Origin of the sequence: Cellulomonas timonensis, assembly GCF_900046455.1 — a bacterium.
Classification (GTDB): domain Bacteria; phylum Actinomycetota; class Actinomycetes; order Actinomycetales; family Cellulomonadaceae; genus Cellulomonas_A; species Cellulomonas_A timonensis.
On record NZ_FCOT01000011.1, the window covers coordinates 104,173 to 122,879 of the forward strand.

Below are 18,707 nucleotides of genomic sequence, written 5' to 3' on the forward strand. Positions count from 1 at the left end.
CAGTCACCGACCGGGGCCCACGCTCATGCGCGCGTCATTCAGCGCTGCCGGACGTGCCCTCCTGTGACGACGGGTACTGGCTCCCCGGGGACGACGACGGGTACTGGCCGCCCGAGGAGGACGACGGGTACTGGCCGCCCGAGGAGGACGTCGAGCCCGAGGTGGTCGCGGCATGCTCGCCCTGCGCCGACGAGCCCGCCGAGCCACTGCTGCTGCCCGAGGTCTCGATCGTCGGGTGGGACTCGTGGGAGCCCCGCTGCACCTCGACACGGCGCGGCTTGGCCGACTCCGCCACCGGGATGGTGAGCGCGAGCACGCCATCGGCGTAGGTCGCCGCGATGTTCTGCAGGTCGAGGCCCCGGCTGACCGTGAGCTGGCGCGCATAGGTGCCGCTGGGCCGCTCGCGGGCGAGCCACTGCACGTCCGTGTCGGTGCGGGGCGTGCGCTGAGCCCGGATGGTCAACGTCCGGTCCTCCACGCTGACGTCGATGGTGCCCGGGTCGGCGCCCGGCAGGTCGACGAGCAGCACGTAGTGGTCGCCGGATCGGTAGAGATCCATCGGCATCGTCGCCGCCGCTCGGGCACTGCCGAACATCTGGCCGACGAGCCTGTCCATCTCTTGGAACGGGTCGTATGCAGTCACCACAGCCGAACACCCCCTCGTCACGAGGCCCTGGACCGCCCGGGGCCTGGCGCCCGCATCCGCCACCGTGTCCGGGGGTCGGACGAGGCACTCTTCGACAGTGACCCCGCAGGGGCCGCTGCGCCACGGGAAGGGCTCCGGTTCGCGGAGGGAGGAACCTCGGGGCCGATCAGAGGCCGATCAGACCCGGGTGACTGCCGACATCAGCGACTTCACGATGTGGACATCGGCGTCCAGCCACGGGACGGACAGCCATTGCCCGACGGGCAGCCAGCGCAACTCGTCATGCTCGACCAGCGGCTCGGGGGTGCCGTGCGTGACCTCGGCGAGCCACAACCGCATCGCGTAGGTGGGCGACAGCGTCCAGGCGCCGTCATTCGGCCCGGGGACCTCGGGGCCCAGCTCGACCCGCACTCCGAGCTCTTCGCGCAGCTCGCGGTGCAAGCCGTCCTCGGGGGACTCCCCGGGCTCGACCTTGCCGCCGGGGAACTCCCAGCGTCCGGCGAGGCTCGCGGGCACCGCCCGGCGCGCGGCGAGGAGGCGCCGCGGCGAGTCGAGGTCGTCGACGATGGCCGCGGCGACGACGAGCGCGGGTGAGGTCATGCGGGAATTCTGCCAGCCCGCGTCCCGTGCCCGCGCAGCGAGCGGCCTGCCTGGCGCCTCGCACGCCCCTGGCCTGCGCCTGCGCTCAGCCGATGAGCAGCAGGCCGCCCAGGCTCACGGACATCGCGATCGCCGTGGCGACGCCGCCGAGGGCCAGCGCCCTGCCGCCGCCGCGTACCAACTTGCCCACCCGCACCTGGCTGCCGAGCGCCACCATGGCCGCCCCGAGCGCGAGGGTGGTCGCGGTGCGGGCCATCGACGACACCGCGTCGGGCAGGAGCCCGGAGGTCCGGATCAGGACGGCGGCCAGGAAGCCCACCACGAACAGGGGCACGATCGGCGGGCGCTTGCCGGTGGTGTCGGCGCCGCTGCGCCGGTGCTGCAGGCCCACCACCGCGACGAGCGGGGCGAGCAGCACCACGCGGGCCAGCTTGGCGACCACTGCCACGGTGAGCGCCACCGCGGAGATGGCGCCCGCCGCCGCCACCACCTGCGCGACCTCGTGCACGGACATGCCCGCCCACAGCCCCGCCGTCCTCTCGTCCAGGCCCACCAGGTGGGAGAGCACGGGGATCAGCACGATCGCGAGGCTGCCGTAGAGGGTCACCAGCGCGACGGCGGTGGCGACGTCGTCCTCATCCGCGTCGGCCACGGGGCTCATCGCGGCGACGGCCGCGGCGCCGCAGATGGAGAAGCCGGTGGCGATCAGCAGGCTCAGCGCTCGCCCCACGCCCAGTCGCCGCCCGAGCCAGCGGGTCGCGCTGAACGTGACGGCCACCGTCACCCCCAGCACCAGCAACTCGCCCACGCCCAGCGACAGCACCTCCGCGCCGGAGACCTGCAGGCCGAGCGGCACGACGCCGGCGCGCAGCACGTGCCGCGCGGTCCAGGCCAGGCCCGGCTCGAGCACCGGGTGCACCAGGTGCAGCATCCGTGCGAGGAGCCCGGCGCCGATGGCGACGAGCAGCACCGGGAACGTCGGCGACCAGGCGGTGAACGCCAGGCAGAGGGCCGACACGGCCATCGCGACGAGGGCGCCCGGCAGGACGGCCCGCAGCCCGGCAGGGGGTGCGGCGGGCCGCGGGGAGGGCCGGGCGGGGGCCCGCCTCTTATACACACCCGACGCCGCCGGCGCGCCTACGCGGGCGATAGCCAGTGGGGTGGACGTGCTGGTGGTTCACGGTCCTACGGTGCCGTGCCAGGCGCGCGCCGCAGAAGGCCGTCCTGGCTAGGGGGACCTAGCCTGAGGCTATGGCCCCGGATCTCATCGGCAGCGCGCGGACACCACTCGGACCGCTCGAGCTGCTCGTCGCCGTCGATGAGCATGGGTCGATCTCCGCTGCGGCCCGCGCCCTCGCGCTCGCTCAGCCGTCCGTCAGCGCGGGCCTGCGCCGGCTCGAACGACAGACCGGGCTCGGCCTGGTGGTGCGGTCCCACGGCGGCACCACACTCACCGACGCGGGTCGCGCGCTCGTCGGGCGGGCCCGTGACGTGCTCGCCGCCTCCGACGCCTTCGACCACGAGGTCGCCGCCATGCGCGCTGAGCGCGGTGGCCGGCTGTCCGTCGCCGCGAGCCTCACCATCGCCGAGTACCTGGTCCCCCGCTGGCTCGCCGCCCGGCCCGCCGGGGCTGCTGTCCTCGACCTGCACGTCGCGAACTCGCGCGACGTCATGCAGGCCGTGCTGCACGGGCGCGCCGACCTCGGGTTCGTCGAGGGGCCCGACGTCGACAGCGGCCTGCACGCGCGCGCCATCGGGCATGACGAGCTGTTGGCCGTCGTGGCGCCCGAGCACCCCTGGGCAGCGCTGAACCGCCCTGTCACCGCGGCCGAGCTGGCCGCTGGCCCGCTCGCGCTCCGCGAGGCGGGATCCGGCACGCGCGCCACCCTGGAGCAGGCGCTCGAGGCCGCCGGGCACCCGCTGGCCAGCGCCCCCGCGCAACTCGGCTCGACGGCAGCCGTCAAGAACGTGGTGCGGGGCGGGCGGACAGCCGCGGTGCTGTCCGCCCTGACCGTGCAGGACGAGCTCGACAGGGGAACGCTGCGCCGCGTCCGCATCGACGGTGTCGACCTGCGCCGGGAACTGCGCATGGTGTGGTCACGGGGGCGCGAGCCCGCCGCCGTGGCCCGTGAGTTCGCGGCGACGGTGGTCGCCGCGACCAAGGAGCAACGTCAGCGCAAGCCCGCGGCCTCAGCCCAGGCCACGGCCTCAGCCCGCGTCGAGACGCCGATCTTGCGGTAGACCGAGCGCACCTGGGACTTCACGGTGTTGCGCGTGACGAAGAGCCGCGTGGCGATCTCCTCCAGGGTGACGTCCTCCGCCAGCTCTCCGAGCACGACACGCTCACGGCGCGTCAGCGGCTCCGCGAGCTGAGCTGCGGGACGTGCGATCTCGATCGTGCTCATCTCGTCCTCCTGGAGTACTGCGGCGCCCCGGGCTGGCCGGTGCGGTGATGCGGGCTGTCACTGATGAGATCGGCAACTTGCGCACTGATGACGCAGAAATCACCCATCAATCACCCGCGTCGCCGCCCGCTCCCCGTCACCAACCCTCCAAGTTGGACAAACGTGCAGGTCAGGCCGTTACGCGCGATACGACCGTATTTTTAGGTTCATCCGAAAGAGGTCATCCGGACGGCCTAACCCGCAACGCCGCTCAGGGGGCGGTGAGCGCCTGGTACTCGGCCGCCGTGAGCAGCGGGCCGGCTCCCGTGACCTCGACCTTGAGCAGCCAGCCCTCGCCATACGGGTCGGAGTTCACCACGGACGGGTCAGCCACAGCTGCGTCGTTCACCGCGATGACCGTCCCGGAGACCGGGGAGTACAACTCGGACACGGACTTGGTGGACTCGATCTCCCCCACCACAGTGCCCGCGCTCAGCACGTCGCCGACGGCCGGGAGCTCCAGGTAGACGACATCGCCGAGCGCGTCGGCAGCCGTCGCGGTGACGCCCACCGTGGACGGGTCGCCCTCCAGCACCCACTCGTGCTCGGCGGTGTACTTCAGGTTCTCGGGAATGCTCGACATGGGTGTCTCCTGGGGTCGCTCGGGCCGGACGGCTCGGGTGGGCGGTCGGTGCTGCTCGCGTGCTGGCGGTGAGGCTGGTCTACCGCGCGCGACGGTAGAAGGGAAGCGCCACGACGCGCACGGGCTCACGGCGCCCGCGCACATCCACGGCCAGCTCCGTGCCCTCGGCGCTGAGCTCGGGGGTCACGTACGCCATCGCGATCGGGTGGCCGAGCGTCGGCGACGGGGCTCCCGAGGTCACGTGGCCCACCACCGGGCTGTCGGGCGCCGTGCTGGCGAGCACGTCGTAGCCATGGCGCGCGGCGCGGCGCCCCTCGGTGGCGAGGCCCACCAGCACCCGCGCCGGCGGTGACGCCTTGCGGGCCGCGAGCGCCGCGCGGCCGACGAACGGCAGCGGCTCGCCATCGGGCAGGGTCTTGTCGAGCCGGACCACACGGCCCAGCCCGGCCTCATACGGGGTGGTGGTCCGGTCCAGCTCGTTGCCGTACAGCGGCATCCCGGCCTCCAGGCGCAGGCTGTCCCGCGCCGAGAGCCCGGCCGGGACCAGCCCGTGCGGGGCGCCGGCGTCGAGCAACGCACGCCACAGCGCCGGCGCGTCGTCCGACGGCACGAACAACTCGAAGCCGTCCTCCCCCGTGTAGCCGGTGCGGGCCACCAGCGCGGGCAGCCCGGCCACCGTGGCCTCCACCGAGGCGTAGTACTTGAGCCCGATCACCGCGTCCACGTCCTGCGGGGCGGTGAGCGAGCTGACGATCTTCTCCGCCGCAGGGCCCTGCACGGCGACCAGGGCGGTGGCGAGCGAGAGGTCCGCGAGTCCCGCGTCGAATCCGTCGAGCCGCTCGACCAGCGCGTCCCGCACCACCTCGACATTCGAGGCGTTGGCGACCACAAGGAACCGCTCCTCCGCGAGCCGGTAGACGACCAGGTCGTCGAGCACGCTGCCGTCCTCGGCGGTGAGCATCGTGTACCGGGCGCGCCCCACTGCCAGCGCGGTCAGGTCGCCGACCAGCGCGTGGTCGAGGGCCGTCGCAGCCTGCGGGCCGGTGATCTCGAGCTCGCCCATGTGGGACAGGTCGAACAGCCCCGCCGCCGATCGCACCGCCTGGTGCTCGGCGAGGTCCGAGGTGTACCGCAGCGGCATCTGCCAGCCCGCGAAGGAGGTGAGGGCGGCGCCGAGCGCGACGTGCTCGGCGTGCAGCGGGGACAGGATGTCGTCGGCCATCAGAGGGCGCCTTCCGTGGGGGTGAACGACTCGTCGAAGGCCTCCGGCGGGGGGCAGGAGCAGACGAGGTGGCGGTCGCCATGAGCGTTGTCGATGCGCCGCACCGGCGGCCAGTACTTGTCGGCCCGCAGGCTCGGCAGCGGGTACGCGGCCCGCTCACGGCCGTAAGGCGCGTCCCATGTGTCGGCGGTGACCGATGCCGCGGTGTGCGGGGCGTTGCGCAGCGGCGACTCGGCCAGCGGCCACGTCCCCGCGGCGACCTCGTCGATCTCCCGGCGGATCGCCACCATCGCGTCGACGAACCGGTCCAGCTCGCCGAGGTCCTCGCTCTCGGTGGGCTCCACCATGAGGGTGCCCGCCACCGGGAAGGACAGCGTCGGGGCGTGGAACCCGTAGTCCTGGAGCCGCTTCGCGACGTCCTCCGCGGTGACGCCCGTCTGCTTGGTGAGCTCGCGCAAGTCGAGGATGCACTCATGCGCGACGAGCCCTGCCGGGCCCGTGTACAACACCGGGAAGTGCTCGTTCAGGCGCGCGGCCAGGTAGTTCGCGCTCAGCACCGCCGTCTCGGTGGCCCGGCGCAGGCCCTCGCCGCCCATCAGCGCCACATACGCCCAGGAGATCGGCAGGATGCCCGCCGAGCCGAACGGCGCCGCCGACACCGGCGCCGTCACGTGCTCGCCGTCCGTCGTTCCGCTGGGGCCGGTGAGCCGCGGGTCGGTGGGGTCGCCCGGCAGGAATGGCAGCAGGTGCTCCCCCACGCCGATCGGGCCGACGCCCGGGCCGCCACCGCCATGCGGGATGCAGAACGTCTTGTGCAGGTTGAGGTGTGAGACGTCGCCGCCGAACTCGCCGGGCCGCGCCAGGCCGACCAGCGCGTTGAGGTTCGCGCCGTCGATGTACACCTGCCCGCCGGCCGCATGCACCAGGTCGCACACCGTGCGCACCTGCTCCTCGTAGACGCCATGCGTCGAGGGGTACGTGATCATGATCGCCGCGACCTGCGGGCCGTGCGTCTCGAGCTTGGCGCGCAGGTCGTCGAGGTTCACCGACCCGTCCTCGGCCGTCGCCACGACCACCACGCGCATGCCCGCGAGTGCCGCCGACGCCGCGTTCGTGCCGTGCGCCGAGGCCGGGATGAGGCAGACGTCGCGCACCGGGTCGCCCTCGGCGCGGCGGCTCGCGTGGAAGTCGCGGATGGCCAGCAGCCCCGCGAGCTCGCCCTGCGACCCGGCGTTCGGCTGCACCGAGACGCCCGCGTAGCCGGTCACCTCTCCGAGCCAGGCCTGCAGCGTGTCGATCAGCTCGGTGTACCCGGCGGCCTGCTCGCGTGGCACGAACGGGTGCAGCCCGGCGAACTCCGGCCAGGAGATCGGTTCCATCTCGACCGTCGCGTTGAGCTTCATGGTGCAGGAGCCCAGCGGGATCATCGTGCGGTCCAGCGCGAGGTCCTTGTCGGAGAGCCGGCGCAGGTAGCGCAGCATCGCCGTCTCCGAACGATTCACGTGAAACACCGGGTGCGTCAGGTAGTCGCTGGTGCGGAGCAGGGCGGCGGGGAGCAGTGCGATGGGGAGCGCCGACGCGCTGGCGTCCGGGGCCCGGCCGTCGTGGGCCGCGGACGGGAGGTCCAGCGCCGCCACGAATGCCGAGAGCACCCGCTCGAGGTCCTCGGGCGTCGTGGTCTCGTCACAGGCGGCCTGCACGTGGTCCGCGTCAGGCGCCCAGAGGTTGACGCCCCGCTCCGCGGCCGCCGCGACAACCGCGTGAGCCGCGCCCGGGACAACGGCCCGCACCGTGTCGAAGAACGCGTCGTGCTCCACGCCGACGCCCATCGCGCGCAACCCGTCGGCAAGCCCCACCGCCCGGGAGTGCACCCGCTCCGCGATCTCCCGCAGCCCATCGGGCCCGTGGTAGACCGCGTACATCGACGCGACGATCGCCAGTAGCGCCTGCGCCGTGCAGATGTTGCTCGTCGCCTTCTCGCGGCGGATGTGCTGCTCACGGGTCTGCAGCGCGAGCCGGTACGCCGGGGCGCCATCGGCGTCCACCGACACCCCCACCAGGCGGCCCGGCAGCATCCGCTCCAGGCCCGGGCGCACTGCCATGTACGCGGCGTGCGGGCCGCCGTAGAACAACGGCACCCCGAACCGCTGCGACGAGCCGACGGCGATGTCCGCCCGGAGCTCCCCGGGCGGCGTCAGCAGCGTCAACGACAGCAGGTCCGCGGCGACCGTCACCAGGGCGCCCGCGTCCTTCGCCGCGGCGATCAGCGGAGCCAGGTCACGCACCACGCCCGACGCCCCCGGCGCCTGCAGCACCACGCCCACCAGGTCCGCGCCGCCCAGGTCCGGCAGCCCCTCGCCCAGGTCCGCCACCACGATCGGCAGGCCCATCGCCTCCGCGCGACCCCGGGTCACCGCGATCGACTGCGGGAAGCACTCGGCGTCGAGCACCACCACCCCGTCGTCCTTGCCGCGCACCGCCCGGCGCATCAACGCCACCGCCTCCGCCACCGCCGTCGCCTCGTCCAGCAGCGACGCGTTGGCCGTGGGCAGCGCCGTGAGGTCGGCGATCACAGTCTGGAAGTTCAGCAGCGCCTCGAGCCGGCCCTGCGAGATCTCCGGCTGATACGGCGTGTACGCGGTGTACCAGGCCGGCGACTCGAGCACGTTGCGGCGGATCACCGCCGGGGTGACCGTGTCCGAGTAGCCCTGCCCGATCATCTGCGTGAGCACGGTGTTCTTCGCCGCGATGGCGCGCAGGTCGGCCAGGACCTCCTCCTCGCTGCGGGCGGCCGGGAGGGCCAGCGGGCGGTCCGTGCGGATCGACTGCGGCACCGCCGCGTCGATCAGCGCGTCGAGGGAGTCGTAGCCGAGGGTGGCGAGCATCGTCGCCAGCGCCGACGCGCGAGGCCCGACATGCCGGTCCGCGAAGTCGCGGGCGGCGTCAGTGCGGTGCGCGAGGTCGTCGCGGGTCAGGGATGTCTGCGCAGTCTGGGCGCTGGCCTGCTCGGCATGCGCTGTCACTGCGTCGTGGAGATCGGTCACGGTGGCTCCTCCGGGGGCGCCCGGCGATGCCGGGACGGGCGGTTGGCCTCCCCGCTCTGTCATCCGACGCGCACCACCCGAAGATGGGGTCGCCGACCTGAGAGTTTTGCCGGTCCGCCAGCGGGTCACGCCACCCGAAGATGGTCGGACCCCGGGGCGCGCCGACTTGCACCGTCGGTGAGCCGCCCTCGCGGGCGGCTGCTTTCCAGAGTTGCCTCGCCGCGGCGGTACAGGGGCCTGAGAGTTTCCCGGGGAGGGTTTGCTCCTTCGGCGCCTCGACGCTGACGCGGGAGGACTCTCCCGCCACGGTTCGAGCAGCGTGTTCAGTTGTCGTGCTCCCGTCAGCCTAAGGGCATGTGGCCGCCGTCACGCAGGCATCTCACCGATCCGCGACGCGGAGCCATTCGGGTGCTTCAGGTCCACGGACACTCAAGTCCACGTCCCACGCCACCGATCCCCCGGCATGTCAGACGCCGCGCCGCAGACTCCCGCTGCCGAGCTCGTCCGCCGCGCCACCAGCGCGGCGCCTCTGACCGTGACGGGTCTGCTCGCCGCAACGGGAGCCGGGCTGTCCGCAGCCCAGTGGCATGCGCACCTGTGGCAGGACTACCGCACGAGCCTCGAGATGTTCTCCACGATGCGGGCGCGGGCTGCCGAACTCGGACTCCCCGTGCTCGACGCGTCATTCACCCCGACCCCACCCGGCGTGTGGGGATCGACAGTCAGTGGGCTCTCCGACGCGCTGGTGATGGCCGCGGTCGCCCTGCTCGGCGTCGCACTCGTCACCGCGGGCCACCGGCTCTGGGGGCTCACCGTCCCGATGCTGCTCAACGTGTTGCCACTCTGGGCCGGCTGGCCCCTCCTCAGCGCAGTGGCGCTTCCCGGCGCGAACGATCCGTCCACCGGACCCCTGCTGTGGTGGGCAAGCTCGCTCCTGATCGGCGTGGCGATGACGTTGCCCGCGGCCATCGCCGCACGTGGCCCCGCTGCCGAGGTGGTCGCCCGCGTCCCCAGCCGCACAGCGCTGCTGCGCTCGGGCGCCGTCGCGGTGATCGCCCTCGGGGGCGCCCTCCTCTGGACGTGGTCGCTGTACCCAGGGTCACTGTCCTGGAGTGAGGCCCTCGCCGAGCACGGGAGCGCCGCGCTCCTCATCCTCGCGACGGGGCAGATCGCCGCGACACTGCCCCTCGTGCGGCTGCGTCGTTGGGCTGCTGTGGCGGCACTGCTCCTGGTCCTCGACATCACTCTGACGAGCGGGGCGCTGATCCCCGGGCACATGCTGTGGCTTCCCGTGTCGGAGTCGCTGCTCCGCGCCGGGACGCTCGTGATCGGTCCACTCGCAGTGCTCGCCACACCGGCCGCAGGACGGGCATGGCACGTCGCGTTTCGTCGAACCCGGCCCGACGGCGCCCGCGAGACGCTCGCCCCGGTCTAGACCGCGACGGCTGCCCGATACGCGCGTTCAGGCGCTCAACACCACCGTCGCCGTGGCCAGCGCGCCTTGCTCCCGGGCCCGCAGCACGACGGCGCCGATGTCGGCGAGTGATCCCTCGACGAGCACCGGCTGCCCGGCGGCCGAGTCGCCGGACCAGCGCACGGCGACGGTCGGCGGTGGCGCGAACGGGACGCCGGGCGGCATCTGCACCACCCCGGCGGCGCGCACGCGAGGGTCGGATGCGGGGCGGACGACCACCGACTGCACAGCGGACAGCCGCTCGACGGTCCGCACGAGGTGCTGCTGGCGGCGCAGCGACGCGTGGAACGTCACGGCGATGCTGCCTGATCCGCCGTCCACGGCGCCGGTCGCCAGGGAGTCGAAGCTGACGCCTCGCGTGGAGAACACGCTGGTCAGCGCGGTGAGGGTGCCGGGGCGATCGGCGCCGCGCACCAGCGCGACCCAGCGCGGGTCGGCGGTCATGCGGCGCCGCCGGCGAGTGCGGAGCCGGTGACCGCAGCGCCCTCGGGAGGTGGCCCGTCGGCGGCCACGCTGCGGGTGGGCGCCACGTCGGGCGTCGGGCCGTCCGCTGATGCCATGTCTCCACCGGCGCGGCCGAACCCGACGTGGGCGAGTGTCGTGTCGATGCGGTCGCGGCAGGCCAGCAGCCGTCGTTCCTCGTCGGGCGCGAGCTCGTCCAGCAGCACACGGGTCCATCCCTCGGGTCCGAGCACGACGGGGACCCCGAGCACACCGTCGAGGGGCGCGCCGGTGACCGTCACCTCGCCGTCGAGCGCGACCTGCGCGGCGACGACCGTGTCGCGGCCGTCGAGCAGGGTGTCGACGAGGCTGACCGTCGCGTTCGCGGTGCCATTCGCCGTCTTGGCGCCACTGGTGTGCGTCATCCACGGCCGGGCCACCACGCGCAGGTCCGGGGGCCAGGAGCCGATGAGGTCGAACGCCGCGCCGGTGTCGTCGGCCGCCACCTGGGTGAGCAGCTCCTGCGCGCGGACGATCTCGTCGGAGAACGTGTCGAGCGTCCTGCCGCGCCGCAGACCCGCTAGTGCGTTGCGGCGCTCATCGGCGTCGAGCCCGCTGATCCGCACGGTCGACCACAGCGGCACCAGGTCCTCGCCGTGCTGCCCGGCCACGAATCCGCCGATGCGATGACGCCGGAGGCCCAACGACACCGCGAGCTCCCGGCGGAACCGCAGCGTGTCGAGCCAGGCGCCCATGCCGATCACCCGATGCCGGCCAAGCGCCCGCGCCATGACCGCCACCCCCAACTCCACCGGGTTGGACACCACGATCACGACCTCATGCCCCGATCCGCGCTCCGCGATCGCCCGGGCGTACGACTCGAAGACCGGCAGGTTGTCCGCCGCGAGCTGGGTGCGCGGCGTCGCGGCCCCCGGCCGCGCGGGGGTGGTCCGGCCAGCCGCGACGACGATGACATCCGCGACGACATCGTCGGGGCTCAACGCGACGTCGAGCAGCGGGGCGTGCTCGTCGTACGCGTCGATCAGGTCCGCGCGCAGGCCATGGGTCGCCCGCGCGGACTCCCCGTCAGCCCGGCCGACAAGTTGGAGGCGTGACGACGTGGGGAGCACCCGCCGCTCGATGAGCTGCGTGCACACCTGTCGCCCGACATCTCCGGCTGCCCCCAGCACCGCCACGTCCATCTTCGGAGACTAGGGGTCCCACGTGAACCCGGCGTTTCGGACGAGTGCCGATGCCCGATAGCGTCCCCCCGTGAGCACTCACCTCGACAGCCCCGGGTCCGTCCTCGCAGTGAGCCGCAGCCCACTGCACGCGTTCAGCAAGGTCAACCAGCCCGAGGTCCGGCTCGCCGCAGGCGTCGGCATCGAGGGTGACGCACATGCCGGCAAGGACGTCCAACACCTCTCTCGCCGGGCGGATGTGCCGCCGCCGAACCTCCGCCAGGTCCACCTGATCCACGCCGAGCTGTTCGACGAGCTGGCACCCGCGGGATTCACCGTCCACCCCGGCGAGCTTGGCGAGAACGTCACCACCCGCGGCGTGGACCTGCTGTCGCTGCCGCGCGGCGCCCGGCTGCACCTCGGAGAGCGTGCCGTCGTCGAGCTCACCGGCCTGCGCAATCCGTGCAAGCAGATCGACGGCTTCCAGAGCGGCCTGATGCGCCTGCTGGTCGGGCGGGCCGCCGACGGCACGATCGTCCGCAAGGCCGGCGTGATGAGCATCGTGCTGGTCAGCGGCATCGTGCGCCCCGACGACGTGATCGGCGTGGAACTGCCCCTCGGCGCCCACGAGGCACTCGCCCCGGTGTGACCTAAAGCCTCGTTCGGCGCCCCCTGTCCACAGCGAGAGACCGCACAGTGACCGAGATGTGCTGTTCTCGCTAGGTTCATCCGCATGCTCCCGCCGCTGCGCCCACTCCACGCCGCCCGCGCCATGCATCGGCGCCGACCTCGGGGCTCGTGGGCGGCGGGGATCGCACTGGTACTGACGGCATCACTCGCCCTGACCGCCTGCACTGGAAGCGGCGGCGGTGACCCGTCGCCCGGCCCCACGGCGACCGACGTCGTCGCCACCCCGAGCCCGACGCCCACACCGAGTCCCACCCGGTCACCCAAGCCCGAACGCCCTGCCGCGATGGACGATGTCAGCATCGACGGCGCGATTGCCGTCGCGACGTACTTCATTTCGCTCTACCCGTACGTCTACAGCACCGGCGACCTCGCCGAGTGGACTGCGCTCAGCCACCCCGAGTGCCTGTTCTGCACGAGCGTCATCGACGGAGTAACGCAGATGCAATCGTCAGGGCATCGCGTGGAGGGCGCATTTGCCACAGTGATCTCATCGACGGGCGTGGATATCACTCCCGGATACTGGTACAGCGTCGAGCTCGAAGTCAGACAGGGGTCAGGCGTCCGGGTTAGCGACGCGAGCTCCCCTTCGCAGAGCGAATCGACCGACAAGCAGTACGAGATCGCTTTCGTGGTGCTGCACGAAGAAGGCGCGTGGCGAATCCGGGGGGTGGAGCCCCATGAGATCAGTGAGTAAGCGGCGGTTTCTGAGGTTGACGTCCAAGGCGCTGATCATCCTGGTGACCTCTTTCGCCGCGTCCACGGGGGGCGAGGGCGCCGGTGTCGAGATCGGATCTGAAGCGAAGGACAGCGCGCTTCACTTGACGGGTACGCAACTGAACAAGGCGCTCGAGGCTCTGGCCGCCGCGAGCGCGGCCGGCGATCCGGCTGCGAAGCTGGTGGAGTACAAGCGCATGGAGCAGTGCGAGTCCGCCGCCGGGCAGGCCTACCCCGCCGAGGGCACACCCTGCCCCCCAGCAGACGGCACAGTCCCCCTACCCGACTGCGGCGGATACCCACCGCTGCTGCACCTGTGGCGCCACACACGCCCCACCGCCGACCCCAACTCGGCACCTTCACCATCACCCTCACCACCACCTGGTCAGGTCAGTACCAAATCGCCGGAACCACCACCTGGCACCCCATCACCGGCACCGCCACCACCACCACCAGCCACCCACCCGTCACCATCCACGAATCCCGCTCCCACCTCGTCGCCGACACCTGCCACGACAACCCCACAGCACCCGGCTGCTGAGGACGGCACTCTCGGGGTTCGAGAGCCCTAGAGCCGTGCCTGCCAGGCGATGATCCGGTTGACCGCCTCGTCGACGACCTCCAGGGAGGACGCGAAGGACAGTCGCACCCAGTCGTGGCCGTCGACGGCGTCGAAATCGACTCCGGGGGTGAGGGCCACGTCGGCCTCGTCGAGCAGGCGAGCGCACCAGGTGGTGGAGTCGAGCCCCGAGTCGGAGATGTCGGCGTAGAGGTAGAAGGCACCGTCGGCGGGCGCGACGCGGGTCCAGCCGAGCTCGGGCAGCCGGGAGAGCAGGAGCGATCGGGCGGCGGCGTAGCGCTCGACGTTCGACGCGGCGGCGGCGTAGCCCTCGGGGCTGAACGCGGCGATGCCGGCGTGCTGGGCGAGCGCCGGAGGGCAGAGCGAGACGTTGGAGGCGAGGGCGTCGGCGGGGGCGAGCAGGTCGTCGGGCAGCACGAGCCACCCGAGGCGCCAACCGGTCATCGCCCAGTACTTGGAGAAGGAGTTCACCACCACGGCGCCTTGGTCGCGGTACTGGGCCGCGGTGGCGACCTGCGCGTCCGCGTAGGTGATGCCGTGGTAAATCTCGTCGCTGATCAGGCGCACCCCGTGGTCGGCGCACCAGCCTGCGAGGTCCGCGAGCGCGTCGGCCTCGATCATGGTGCCGGTGGGATTGGCGGGGCTCGCGACGACGAGGCCGGCGATGGGCTCGTCCAGGGCCTCGAGTTGGGCGACGGTCGGCTGGTAGCGGGTCTCGGGCCCGCAGGGCAGTTCGACGACGTCGCAGCCCAGCGACGTGAGGATGTTCTTGTACGCGGGGTACCCGGGCCTGGCCAGGGCCACCCGGTCGCCGACGTCGAACGCGGCGAGGAACGCGACCATGAATCCGCCGGAGGATCCGGTGGTGACGGCCACCTGCCCGGGGTGGAGGTCGAGCCCATACCAACGGCCGTAATGCGTGGCGATCTCGGCGCGCAGGGCTGGCGCCCCGAGCGACTCGGTGTAGCCGAGGTCTCCGGCCTCGAGCATCCGGGCGGCGCGCTCCCGCACGACGTCAGACGCCCCGGTGGACGGCTCACCGGCACACAGGTTGAGGACAGGCCGCCCGGCGGCTCGCCGCGCGTTAGCTGCGGCGATGATCTCCATCACGGCGAACGCGGGGACCTGGGACCGGCGCGAGACCTTCATGACGCCATCCTGCCGCTCAGCGCGGCTCCGACCCAGCACTTGGGTCGGGGCGATCAGGCGCGGTCAGTCGGGTCGGCCGCTGACGGCTCGGTCGGCCACCTGGTCGCGCACGTGGGCGACGATCGTGTCGGCGGCGAGCTCGATCATCGCGAGGCACTCCTCGAATCCGCGCATGTCCCCGTACCAGGGATCGGCCACGTCGAGCTCGCGGTCTGGCGCCTGGGGTGACACGGTCGGGTCGAACTCGCGGTAGCGGTGGATACGGCGGGCAACGTCGCTGGCCCCGGCGAGCCGCCGCAGCGACCGCTCGTGCACCGAGGTCATCGCGAGCACGAGGTCGCGTTCGCGCAGGTCGGCGGCGGTCACCTGCCGAGCTCGCCGGTTAGGGACCTCGTACCCGTGGGCGGCGAGCACGGTGGCGGCGCGGCGGTCGATGGGGTTGCCGTGCTCCTCGTCGCTGATGCCCGTGGAGTCGATGACCACCCTGTCCCCGAGCCCGGCATCCTCGAAGCGCTGACGCAGCACGACCTCCGCCATCGGGGACCGGCAGATGTTGCCGGTGCAGACCGTCATGATCCGGTACGGGGTGCTCACCGATCCATCATCGCCGACGGATGACCGCTGTGCCTGAGGTTCGCTGGTGGGCGCGGGAGCCGGAACGGTGGCCTCGGCGTCCGGTCGTAGGGTGGACGTCATGGCAACTGGCAGCGGCTCGGCGGAAGAGGCCGACGCTGGCGGCGGCTGCGGGGCGCCGCGTCCGGGGTTGCGTGCTGACGCGGAGCGCAACCGGCAGGCCATCGTGTGCGCTGCGGCGTCGAGCTTCGCCGAGCAGGGGTCGGATGTGCCGATGGAGGAGGTCGCGCGCCGCGCGGGTGTCGGCGTCGCGACGTTGTATCGCCGTTTCCCCAGCCGCGACGAGCTCATCGAGGCGGTGCTCGCGGCGAAGATGCGCGAGTTCGCCGATCGGGCGGAGGCTGCTGCGGAGCGTGCGCTCGTCGATCCGTGGGGTGGGCTCAGCGCGCATGTGAGGCAGGTCATGGAGATGCAGGCCGGTGATCCTGCCCTCGCGGACGCGCTCATCGGGCCGGTGGCTGGTTCGACGTTGTTCGCGGCTGAGCACCGCCGGGCGATCGACGCCACGGTGGTGCTGGTCGACCGGGCGAAGGCCGCGGGTGTGGTGCGGCCTGATCTCGACCACTCGGACCTGTTCCTGTTGGCGGTGGCGAACGCGGGCTTGGTGCATCTCGCCCGGACGGCCGCCCCGGAGGGCTCACGCCGGCTGGGCGCCTTGTTCCTGGACGCGATCCGCCCGCTCGAGGGCCGTGAGCCCCTCCCCCGGGTCCCCGCGGAGTGGGCCCGGATCGGCGGCCCCTGCAATAACCGGAATACACCCTCCACTTAGACGGTTGGGCCTCCGGGCGCGGTGATCCGCCCCGGTCGTTGCGATCCGCAGCCTGCGGACCGGCCGCACTGAGAGGGATGTCAACCGTGAATGTCTTCCTGTGGATCGTCCAGGGCCTCCTCGCCGCCATGTTCGTCATGGCCGGCCTGATGAAGGCCAGCCAGCCGAAGGAGAAGCTGGCCGCGTCCCTCCCCTGGGTCGAGAGCTTCCCGCTCGGCGTCGTCCGCTTCATCGGCGTGGCCGAGCTGCTCGGCGGCATCGGCCTCATCCTGCCCGCCGTCACCGGCACCGCCCCGATCCTCACGCCCGTCGCCGCCGTCGGGCTCGCGGTGACGATGGCACTCGCCGCGGTGTGGCACGGGCGCCGCAAGGAGTTCAGCTCGATCGGCATCAACGCGGTGCTGCTGATCCTGTCCCTCGTCGTCGCCTGGGGCCGATTCGGGCCGCACGCGTTCTGACCGCCGCCCGCGCCTGGTCGCCGCGGCCCACCCCGGCGCGTACGTTCGGCAGATGGCGACTCTCTTCGGCATCACCGGCGCGACGGGGCTGCTCGGCGGCCGGGTCGCGGAACGGCTCGCGGCGGCGGGCGCGGAGCAGCGACTCCTGGTCCGCGACGCCGCGCACGCCCCCGCCCTGCCCGGCGCCCAGGTGGCGGCGATCCAGGGCTACGACGACGACGCGGGTATGCGCGCGGCGCTGACCGGCGTGGACACCTTGTTCCTGGTGTCCGGCCGGGAGGCGCCGAACCGCGTCGCCCAGCACCTCGCGGCTGTGGACAGCGCCGTCGCGGCCGGGTGAGCCGCATCGTGTACGTCTCGTTCGTGGGCGCCGCGCCCGACGCGACGTTCACGTTCGCGCGGGACCACTGGGCCACTGAGGAGCACATCCGTGCGACAGGGCTGCGCAGCACGTTCCTGCGGGACAACCTCTACGACGTGATGCTCCCCCGGCTCGTCGGGGACGACGGCGTCCTCCGCGGCCCGGCGGGCGAGGGCCGAGTCGGCTGCGTGGCGCATGACGACGTCGCCGACGCCGCGGCCGCCGTGCTGCTCGACACCCGCCCGGACATCGACGCCGATCAGGTCTACGACCTCACCGGGCCCGAGGCGATCTCATTGGCCGAGGCCGCCGCCCAGATGTCCCGCGCCGCCGGGCGGTCGATCGTCTACGTCCCCGAGACCATCGAGGAGGCCTATGCCTCGCGCGAGTCGTTCGGCGCGCCGCAGTTCGAGGTGGACGGGTGGGTGACGTCGTACACCGCGATTGCGAACGGGGACCTCGAGGTGGTGTCCTCCGCGGTCCATCGGCTCACCGGCCACCCCGCGCAGACCTTCGCCGAGTGGCTGGCCGCGAACCCGGCCGCGTGGGAGAGGCTTCGCGGCCTGCCGTGACCCCGGTGGCGGGCCTGCGACGTCCGGGCAAGGATGGGCGAACGGGGACGAAGCAGTTCCCGACGGCTCGGGGGGCACGAGTGATCCACGTACGCACTGTCTATGACGCACCGGCCTGGCGGAACATGGTCGACGGGCTGCAGCAGGGCATCACCTACAGCAGCTTCGTCGCCGCGAAGGCCGCGGGGCGTGCCATCGCCATCGACCTGGGCGGGTCCCACGAGGTGCAGGACACCGACGGGTCGGTGCTGGAGCACCACGTGTACGGGTCGAGCACCGACACCTTCGGGCGGGCTCCGGGCTTCTACCTGCCCTGAGCGCCGTCGCGGGCGGTCAGCACCACGGGGCCGTCCTTGGTGATGGCGATGGTGTGCTCGGCGTGCGCGGCGAGGGAGCCGTCGGCGGTGCGGATCGTCCAGCCGTCGGAGTCGATGAGGTACTCGTCGCCGCCCGCCATGAACCACGGCCCGATGGCGATGACCAGGCCCGGCTTGAGCCGCATCCCGGTGCCCGCGCGGCCCAGGTTCGGCACATGCGGGTCCTCGTGCATCGTGCGGCCAACCCCGTGCCCGCCGAAGTCGGCGTTGATGCCGTACCCCGCGGCCCGGCCCACGGCGCCGATGGCCGCCGAGATGTCACCCATCCGATTGCCCGGCCGTGCCGCCGCGATCCCGGCGGCCAGCGCCCGCTCGGTGGTCTCGATGAGCTGGGTCGCGGCCGGGCTGGGCGTGCCGACCTGGAACGTGTTCGCGGAGTCCGCGACCCACCCCTCGACCTGGGCGGCGAAGTCGATGCTCAGCACGTCCCCGTCGACGAGCACATAGTCGGACGGCAGCCCGTGCAGGGCGGCGTCGTTGACCGACGTGCACAGCACCCCCGGGTACGGGATGGCGCCGAACGACGGGTGGTAGCCGAGGTACACGGAGTGCGCGCCCGCCTCGTCGATGAGCCGGTGGGCGTGGGCGTCCAGATCACGCAGGCTCACCCCGACCTTCGCGGCGTCGCGCAGCGAGGTGAGCACGCGGGCCACGAACTTGCCGGCGGGGCGCATCGCGGTGATCTCGGCGGGGGTCTTGAGCTGAGGCATGCGTCCATCTTCCCGCCCCGCGCCGTGTGCGGGGGACCTTCCCGCCTGTGAACCGCGCC

At 72.6% G+C, this 18,707-nt stretch carries 21 protein-coding genes and 1 riboswitch; of the genes, 9 read left to right on the forward strand and 12 right to left on the reverse strand.

All coding sequences use genetic code 11. The annotated features are described in order from the left end of the window. Nucleotides 1–34: 34 nt before the first annotated feature. From BN3788_RS20055 to BN3788_RS06010, 3 genes are all read right to left on the reverse strand, one after another. Entirely contained in the window at nt 35–646 is a 612-nt protein-coding gene (locus BN3788_RS20055; protein WP_082812640.1) for an Hsp20/alpha crystallin family protein, read from the reverse strand. 177 nt (nt 647–823) lie between these two features. Continuing rightward, nucleotides 824–1,246 (reverse strand): (deoxy)nucleoside triphosphate pyrophosphohydrolase, encoded by a 423-nt coding sequence (locus BN3788_RS06005; RefSeq protein WP_066583061.1) that lies wholly within the window; start codon nt 1,244–1,246, stop codon nt 824–826. Nucleotides 1,247–1,331: 85 nt separating this feature from the next. After that, on the reverse strand, nt 1,332–2,363 hold the full coding sequence (locus BN3788_RS06010; protein ID WP_234346510.1) for a YeiH family protein: 1,032 nt from the start codon (nt 2,361–2,363) through the stop codon (nt 1,332–1,334). A 134-nt stretch (nt 2,364–2,497) separates the two neighbouring features. Between BN3788_RS06010 and BN3788_RS06015 the strand changes: the two genes are divergently transcribed. After that, nucleotides 2,498–3,487 carry a LysR family transcriptional regulator gene (locus tag BN3788_RS06015; protein WP_082812641.1) on the forward strand — a complete coding sequence of 330 codons (990 nt, stop codon included), beginning with the start codon at nt 2,498–2,500 and terminating at the stop codon, nt 3,485–3,487. On the opposite strand, the gene BN3788_RS06020 is transcribed toward BN3788_RS06015, so the two are convergent. The 4 genes from BN3788_RS06020 to gcvP all read right to left on the reverse strand — a co-directional run bounded on the left by BN3788_RS06020 (nt 3,418) and on the right by gcvP (nt 8,602). Further along, nucleotides 3,418–3,651, reverse strand: a complete 234-nt coding sequence (locus tag BN3788_RS06020; RefSeq protein WP_066583064.1) for a helix-turn-helix domain-containing protein — start codon at nt 3,649–3,651, stop codon at nt 3,418–3,420. The genes BN3788_RS06015 and BN3788_RS06020 overlap by 70 nt on opposite strands. A gap of 250 nt (nt 3,652–3,901) precedes the next feature. Next, nucleotides 3,902–4,273, reverse strand: coding sequence for a glycine cleavage system protein GcvH (gene gcvH / locus BN3788_RS06025; protein ID WP_066583066.1), 372 nt, complete (start codon nt 4,271–4,273; stop codon nt 3,902–3,904). A gap of 79 nt (nt 4,274–4,352) precedes the next feature. Then, a complete protein-coding gene (gcvT, locus tag BN3788_RS06030) occupies nt 4,353–5,495 on the reverse strand; it encodes a glycine cleavage system aminomethyltransferase GcvT (protein WP_066583068.1) in 1,143 nt (380 codons plus the stop codon). Further along, nucleotides 5,495–8,602, reverse strand: a complete 3,108-nt coding sequence (gcvP, locus tag BN3788_RS06035; RefSeq protein ID WP_082812642.1) for an aminomethyl-transferring glycine dehydrogenase — start codon at nt 8,600–8,602, stop codon at nt 5,495–5,497. The genes gcvT and gcvP overlap by 1 nt, the downstream gene beginning before the upstream one ends. 152 nt (nt 8,603–8,754) lie before the next feature. Beyond that, nucleotides 8,755–8,852, reverse strand: a riboswitch (glycine riboswitch). Nucleotides 8,853–9,002: 150 nt separating this feature from the next. Between gcvP and BN3788_RS06040 the strand changes: the two genes are divergently transcribed. Next, on the forward strand, nt 9,003–9,974 hold the full coding sequence (locus tag BN3788_RS06040; protein ID WP_066583076.1) for a hypothetical protein: 972 nt from the start codon (nt 9,003–9,005) through the stop codon (nt 9,972–9,974). Between the two features lie 27 nt (nt 9,975–10,001). On the opposite strand, the gene BN3788_RS06045 is transcribed toward BN3788_RS06040, so the two are convergent. Next, nucleotides 10,002–10,457, reverse strand: coding sequence for an ACT domain-containing protein (locus tag BN3788_RS06045; protein ID WP_066583079.1), 456 nt, complete (start codon nt 10,455–10,457; stop codon nt 10,002–10,004). After that, nucleotides 10,454–11,656: a lactate/malate family dehydrogenase gene (locus tag BN3788_RS06050; protein ID WP_082812643.1), complete on the reverse strand. Its 1,203-nt coding sequence runs from the start codon at nt 11,654–11,656 to the stop codon at nt 10,454–10,456. Before BN3788_RS06050 ends, BN3788_RS06045 begins: the two co-directional genes overlap by 4 nt. Nucleotides 11,657–11,726: 70 nt before the next feature. On the opposite strand from BN3788_RS06050, the gene BN3788_RS06055 reads away from it, so the two are divergent. Both BN3788_RS06055 and BN3788_RS06060 read left to right on the forward strand, forming a co-directional pair. Next, nucleotides 11,727–12,284, forward strand: coding sequence for an MOSC domain-containing protein (locus BN3788_RS06055; protein WP_066583081.1), 558 nt, complete (start codon nt 11,727–11,729; stop codon nt 12,282–12,284). Nucleotides 12,285–12,407: 123 nt separating this feature from the next. Continuing rightward, a complete protein-coding gene (locus BN3788_RS06060; protein ID WP_261797909.1) occupies nt 12,408–13,019 on the forward strand; it encodes a DUF6318 family protein in 612 nt (203 codons plus the stop codon). A 588-nt stretch (nt 13,020–13,607) separates the two neighbouring features. Here the strand turns inward: BN3788_RS06060 and BN3788_RS06065 are convergent. Continuing rightward, a complete protein-coding gene (locus tag BN3788_RS06065; protein ID WP_066583086.1) occupies nt 13,608–14,768 on the reverse strand; it encodes an aminotransferase class I/II-fold pyridoxal phosphate-dependent enzyme in 1,161 nt (386 codons plus the stop codon). A gap of 63 nt (nt 14,769–14,831) precedes the next feature. Continuing rightward, on the reverse strand, nt 14,832–15,362 hold the full coding sequence (locus BN3788_RS06070; protein ID WP_234346511.1) for a low molecular weight protein-tyrosine-phosphatase: 531 nt from the start codon (nt 15,360–15,362) through the stop codon (nt 14,832–14,834). A 100-nt stretch (nt 15,363–15,462) separates the two neighbouring features. On the opposite strand from BN3788_RS06070, the gene BN3788_RS06075 reads away from it, so the two are divergent. The 5 genes from BN3788_RS06075 (at nt 15,463) to BN3788_RS06090 (ending at nt 17,878) form a co-directional block, all read left to right on the forward strand. Continuing rightward, a complete protein-coding gene (locus tag BN3788_RS06075) occupies nt 15,463–16,170 on the forward strand; it encodes a TetR/AcrR family transcriptional regulator (RefSeq protein WP_066583087.1) in 708 nt (235 codons plus the stop codon). A gap of 77 nt (nt 16,171–16,247) precedes the next feature. Next, on the forward strand, nt 16,248–16,628 hold the full coding sequence (locus BN3788_RS06080) for a DoxX family protein (protein WP_234346512.1): 381 nt from the start codon (nt 16,248–16,250) through the stop codon (nt 16,626–16,628). Nucleotides 16,629–16,680: 52 nt separating this feature from the next. Beyond that, the gene (locus BN3788_RS20060) at nt 16,681–16,968 is read left to right on the forward strand and encodes an NmrA family NAD(P)-binding protein (RefSeq protein WP_315969741.1); all 288 of its coding nucleotides are present in this window, start codon (nt 16,681–16,683) and stop codon (nt 16,966–16,968) included. Next, entirely contained in the window at nt 16,965–17,561 is a 597-nt protein-coding gene (locus BN3788_RS06085; RefSeq protein ID WP_315969742.1) for a Rossmann-fold NAD(P)-binding domain-containing protein, read from the forward strand. Before BN3788_RS20060 ends, BN3788_RS06085 begins: the two co-directional genes overlap by 4 nt. 125 nt (nt 17,562–17,686) lie before the next feature. After that, nucleotides 17,687–17,878 carry a hypothetical protein gene (locus BN3788_RS06090; protein ID WP_066583090.1) on the forward strand — a complete coding sequence of 64 codons (192 nt, stop codon included), beginning with the start codon at nt 17,687–17,689 and terminating at the stop codon, nt 17,876–17,878. On the opposite strand, the gene map is transcribed toward BN3788_RS06090, so the two are convergent. Next, complete coding sequence (gene map / locus BN3788_RS06095) at nt 17,866–18,648, reverse strand: type I methionyl aminopeptidase (RefSeq protein ID WP_066583091.1); 783 nt, start codon at nt 18,646–18,648, stop codon at nt 17,866–17,868. The genes BN3788_RS06090 and map overlap by 13 nt on opposite strands. Nucleotides 18,649–18,707 lie beyond the last annotated feature (59 nt).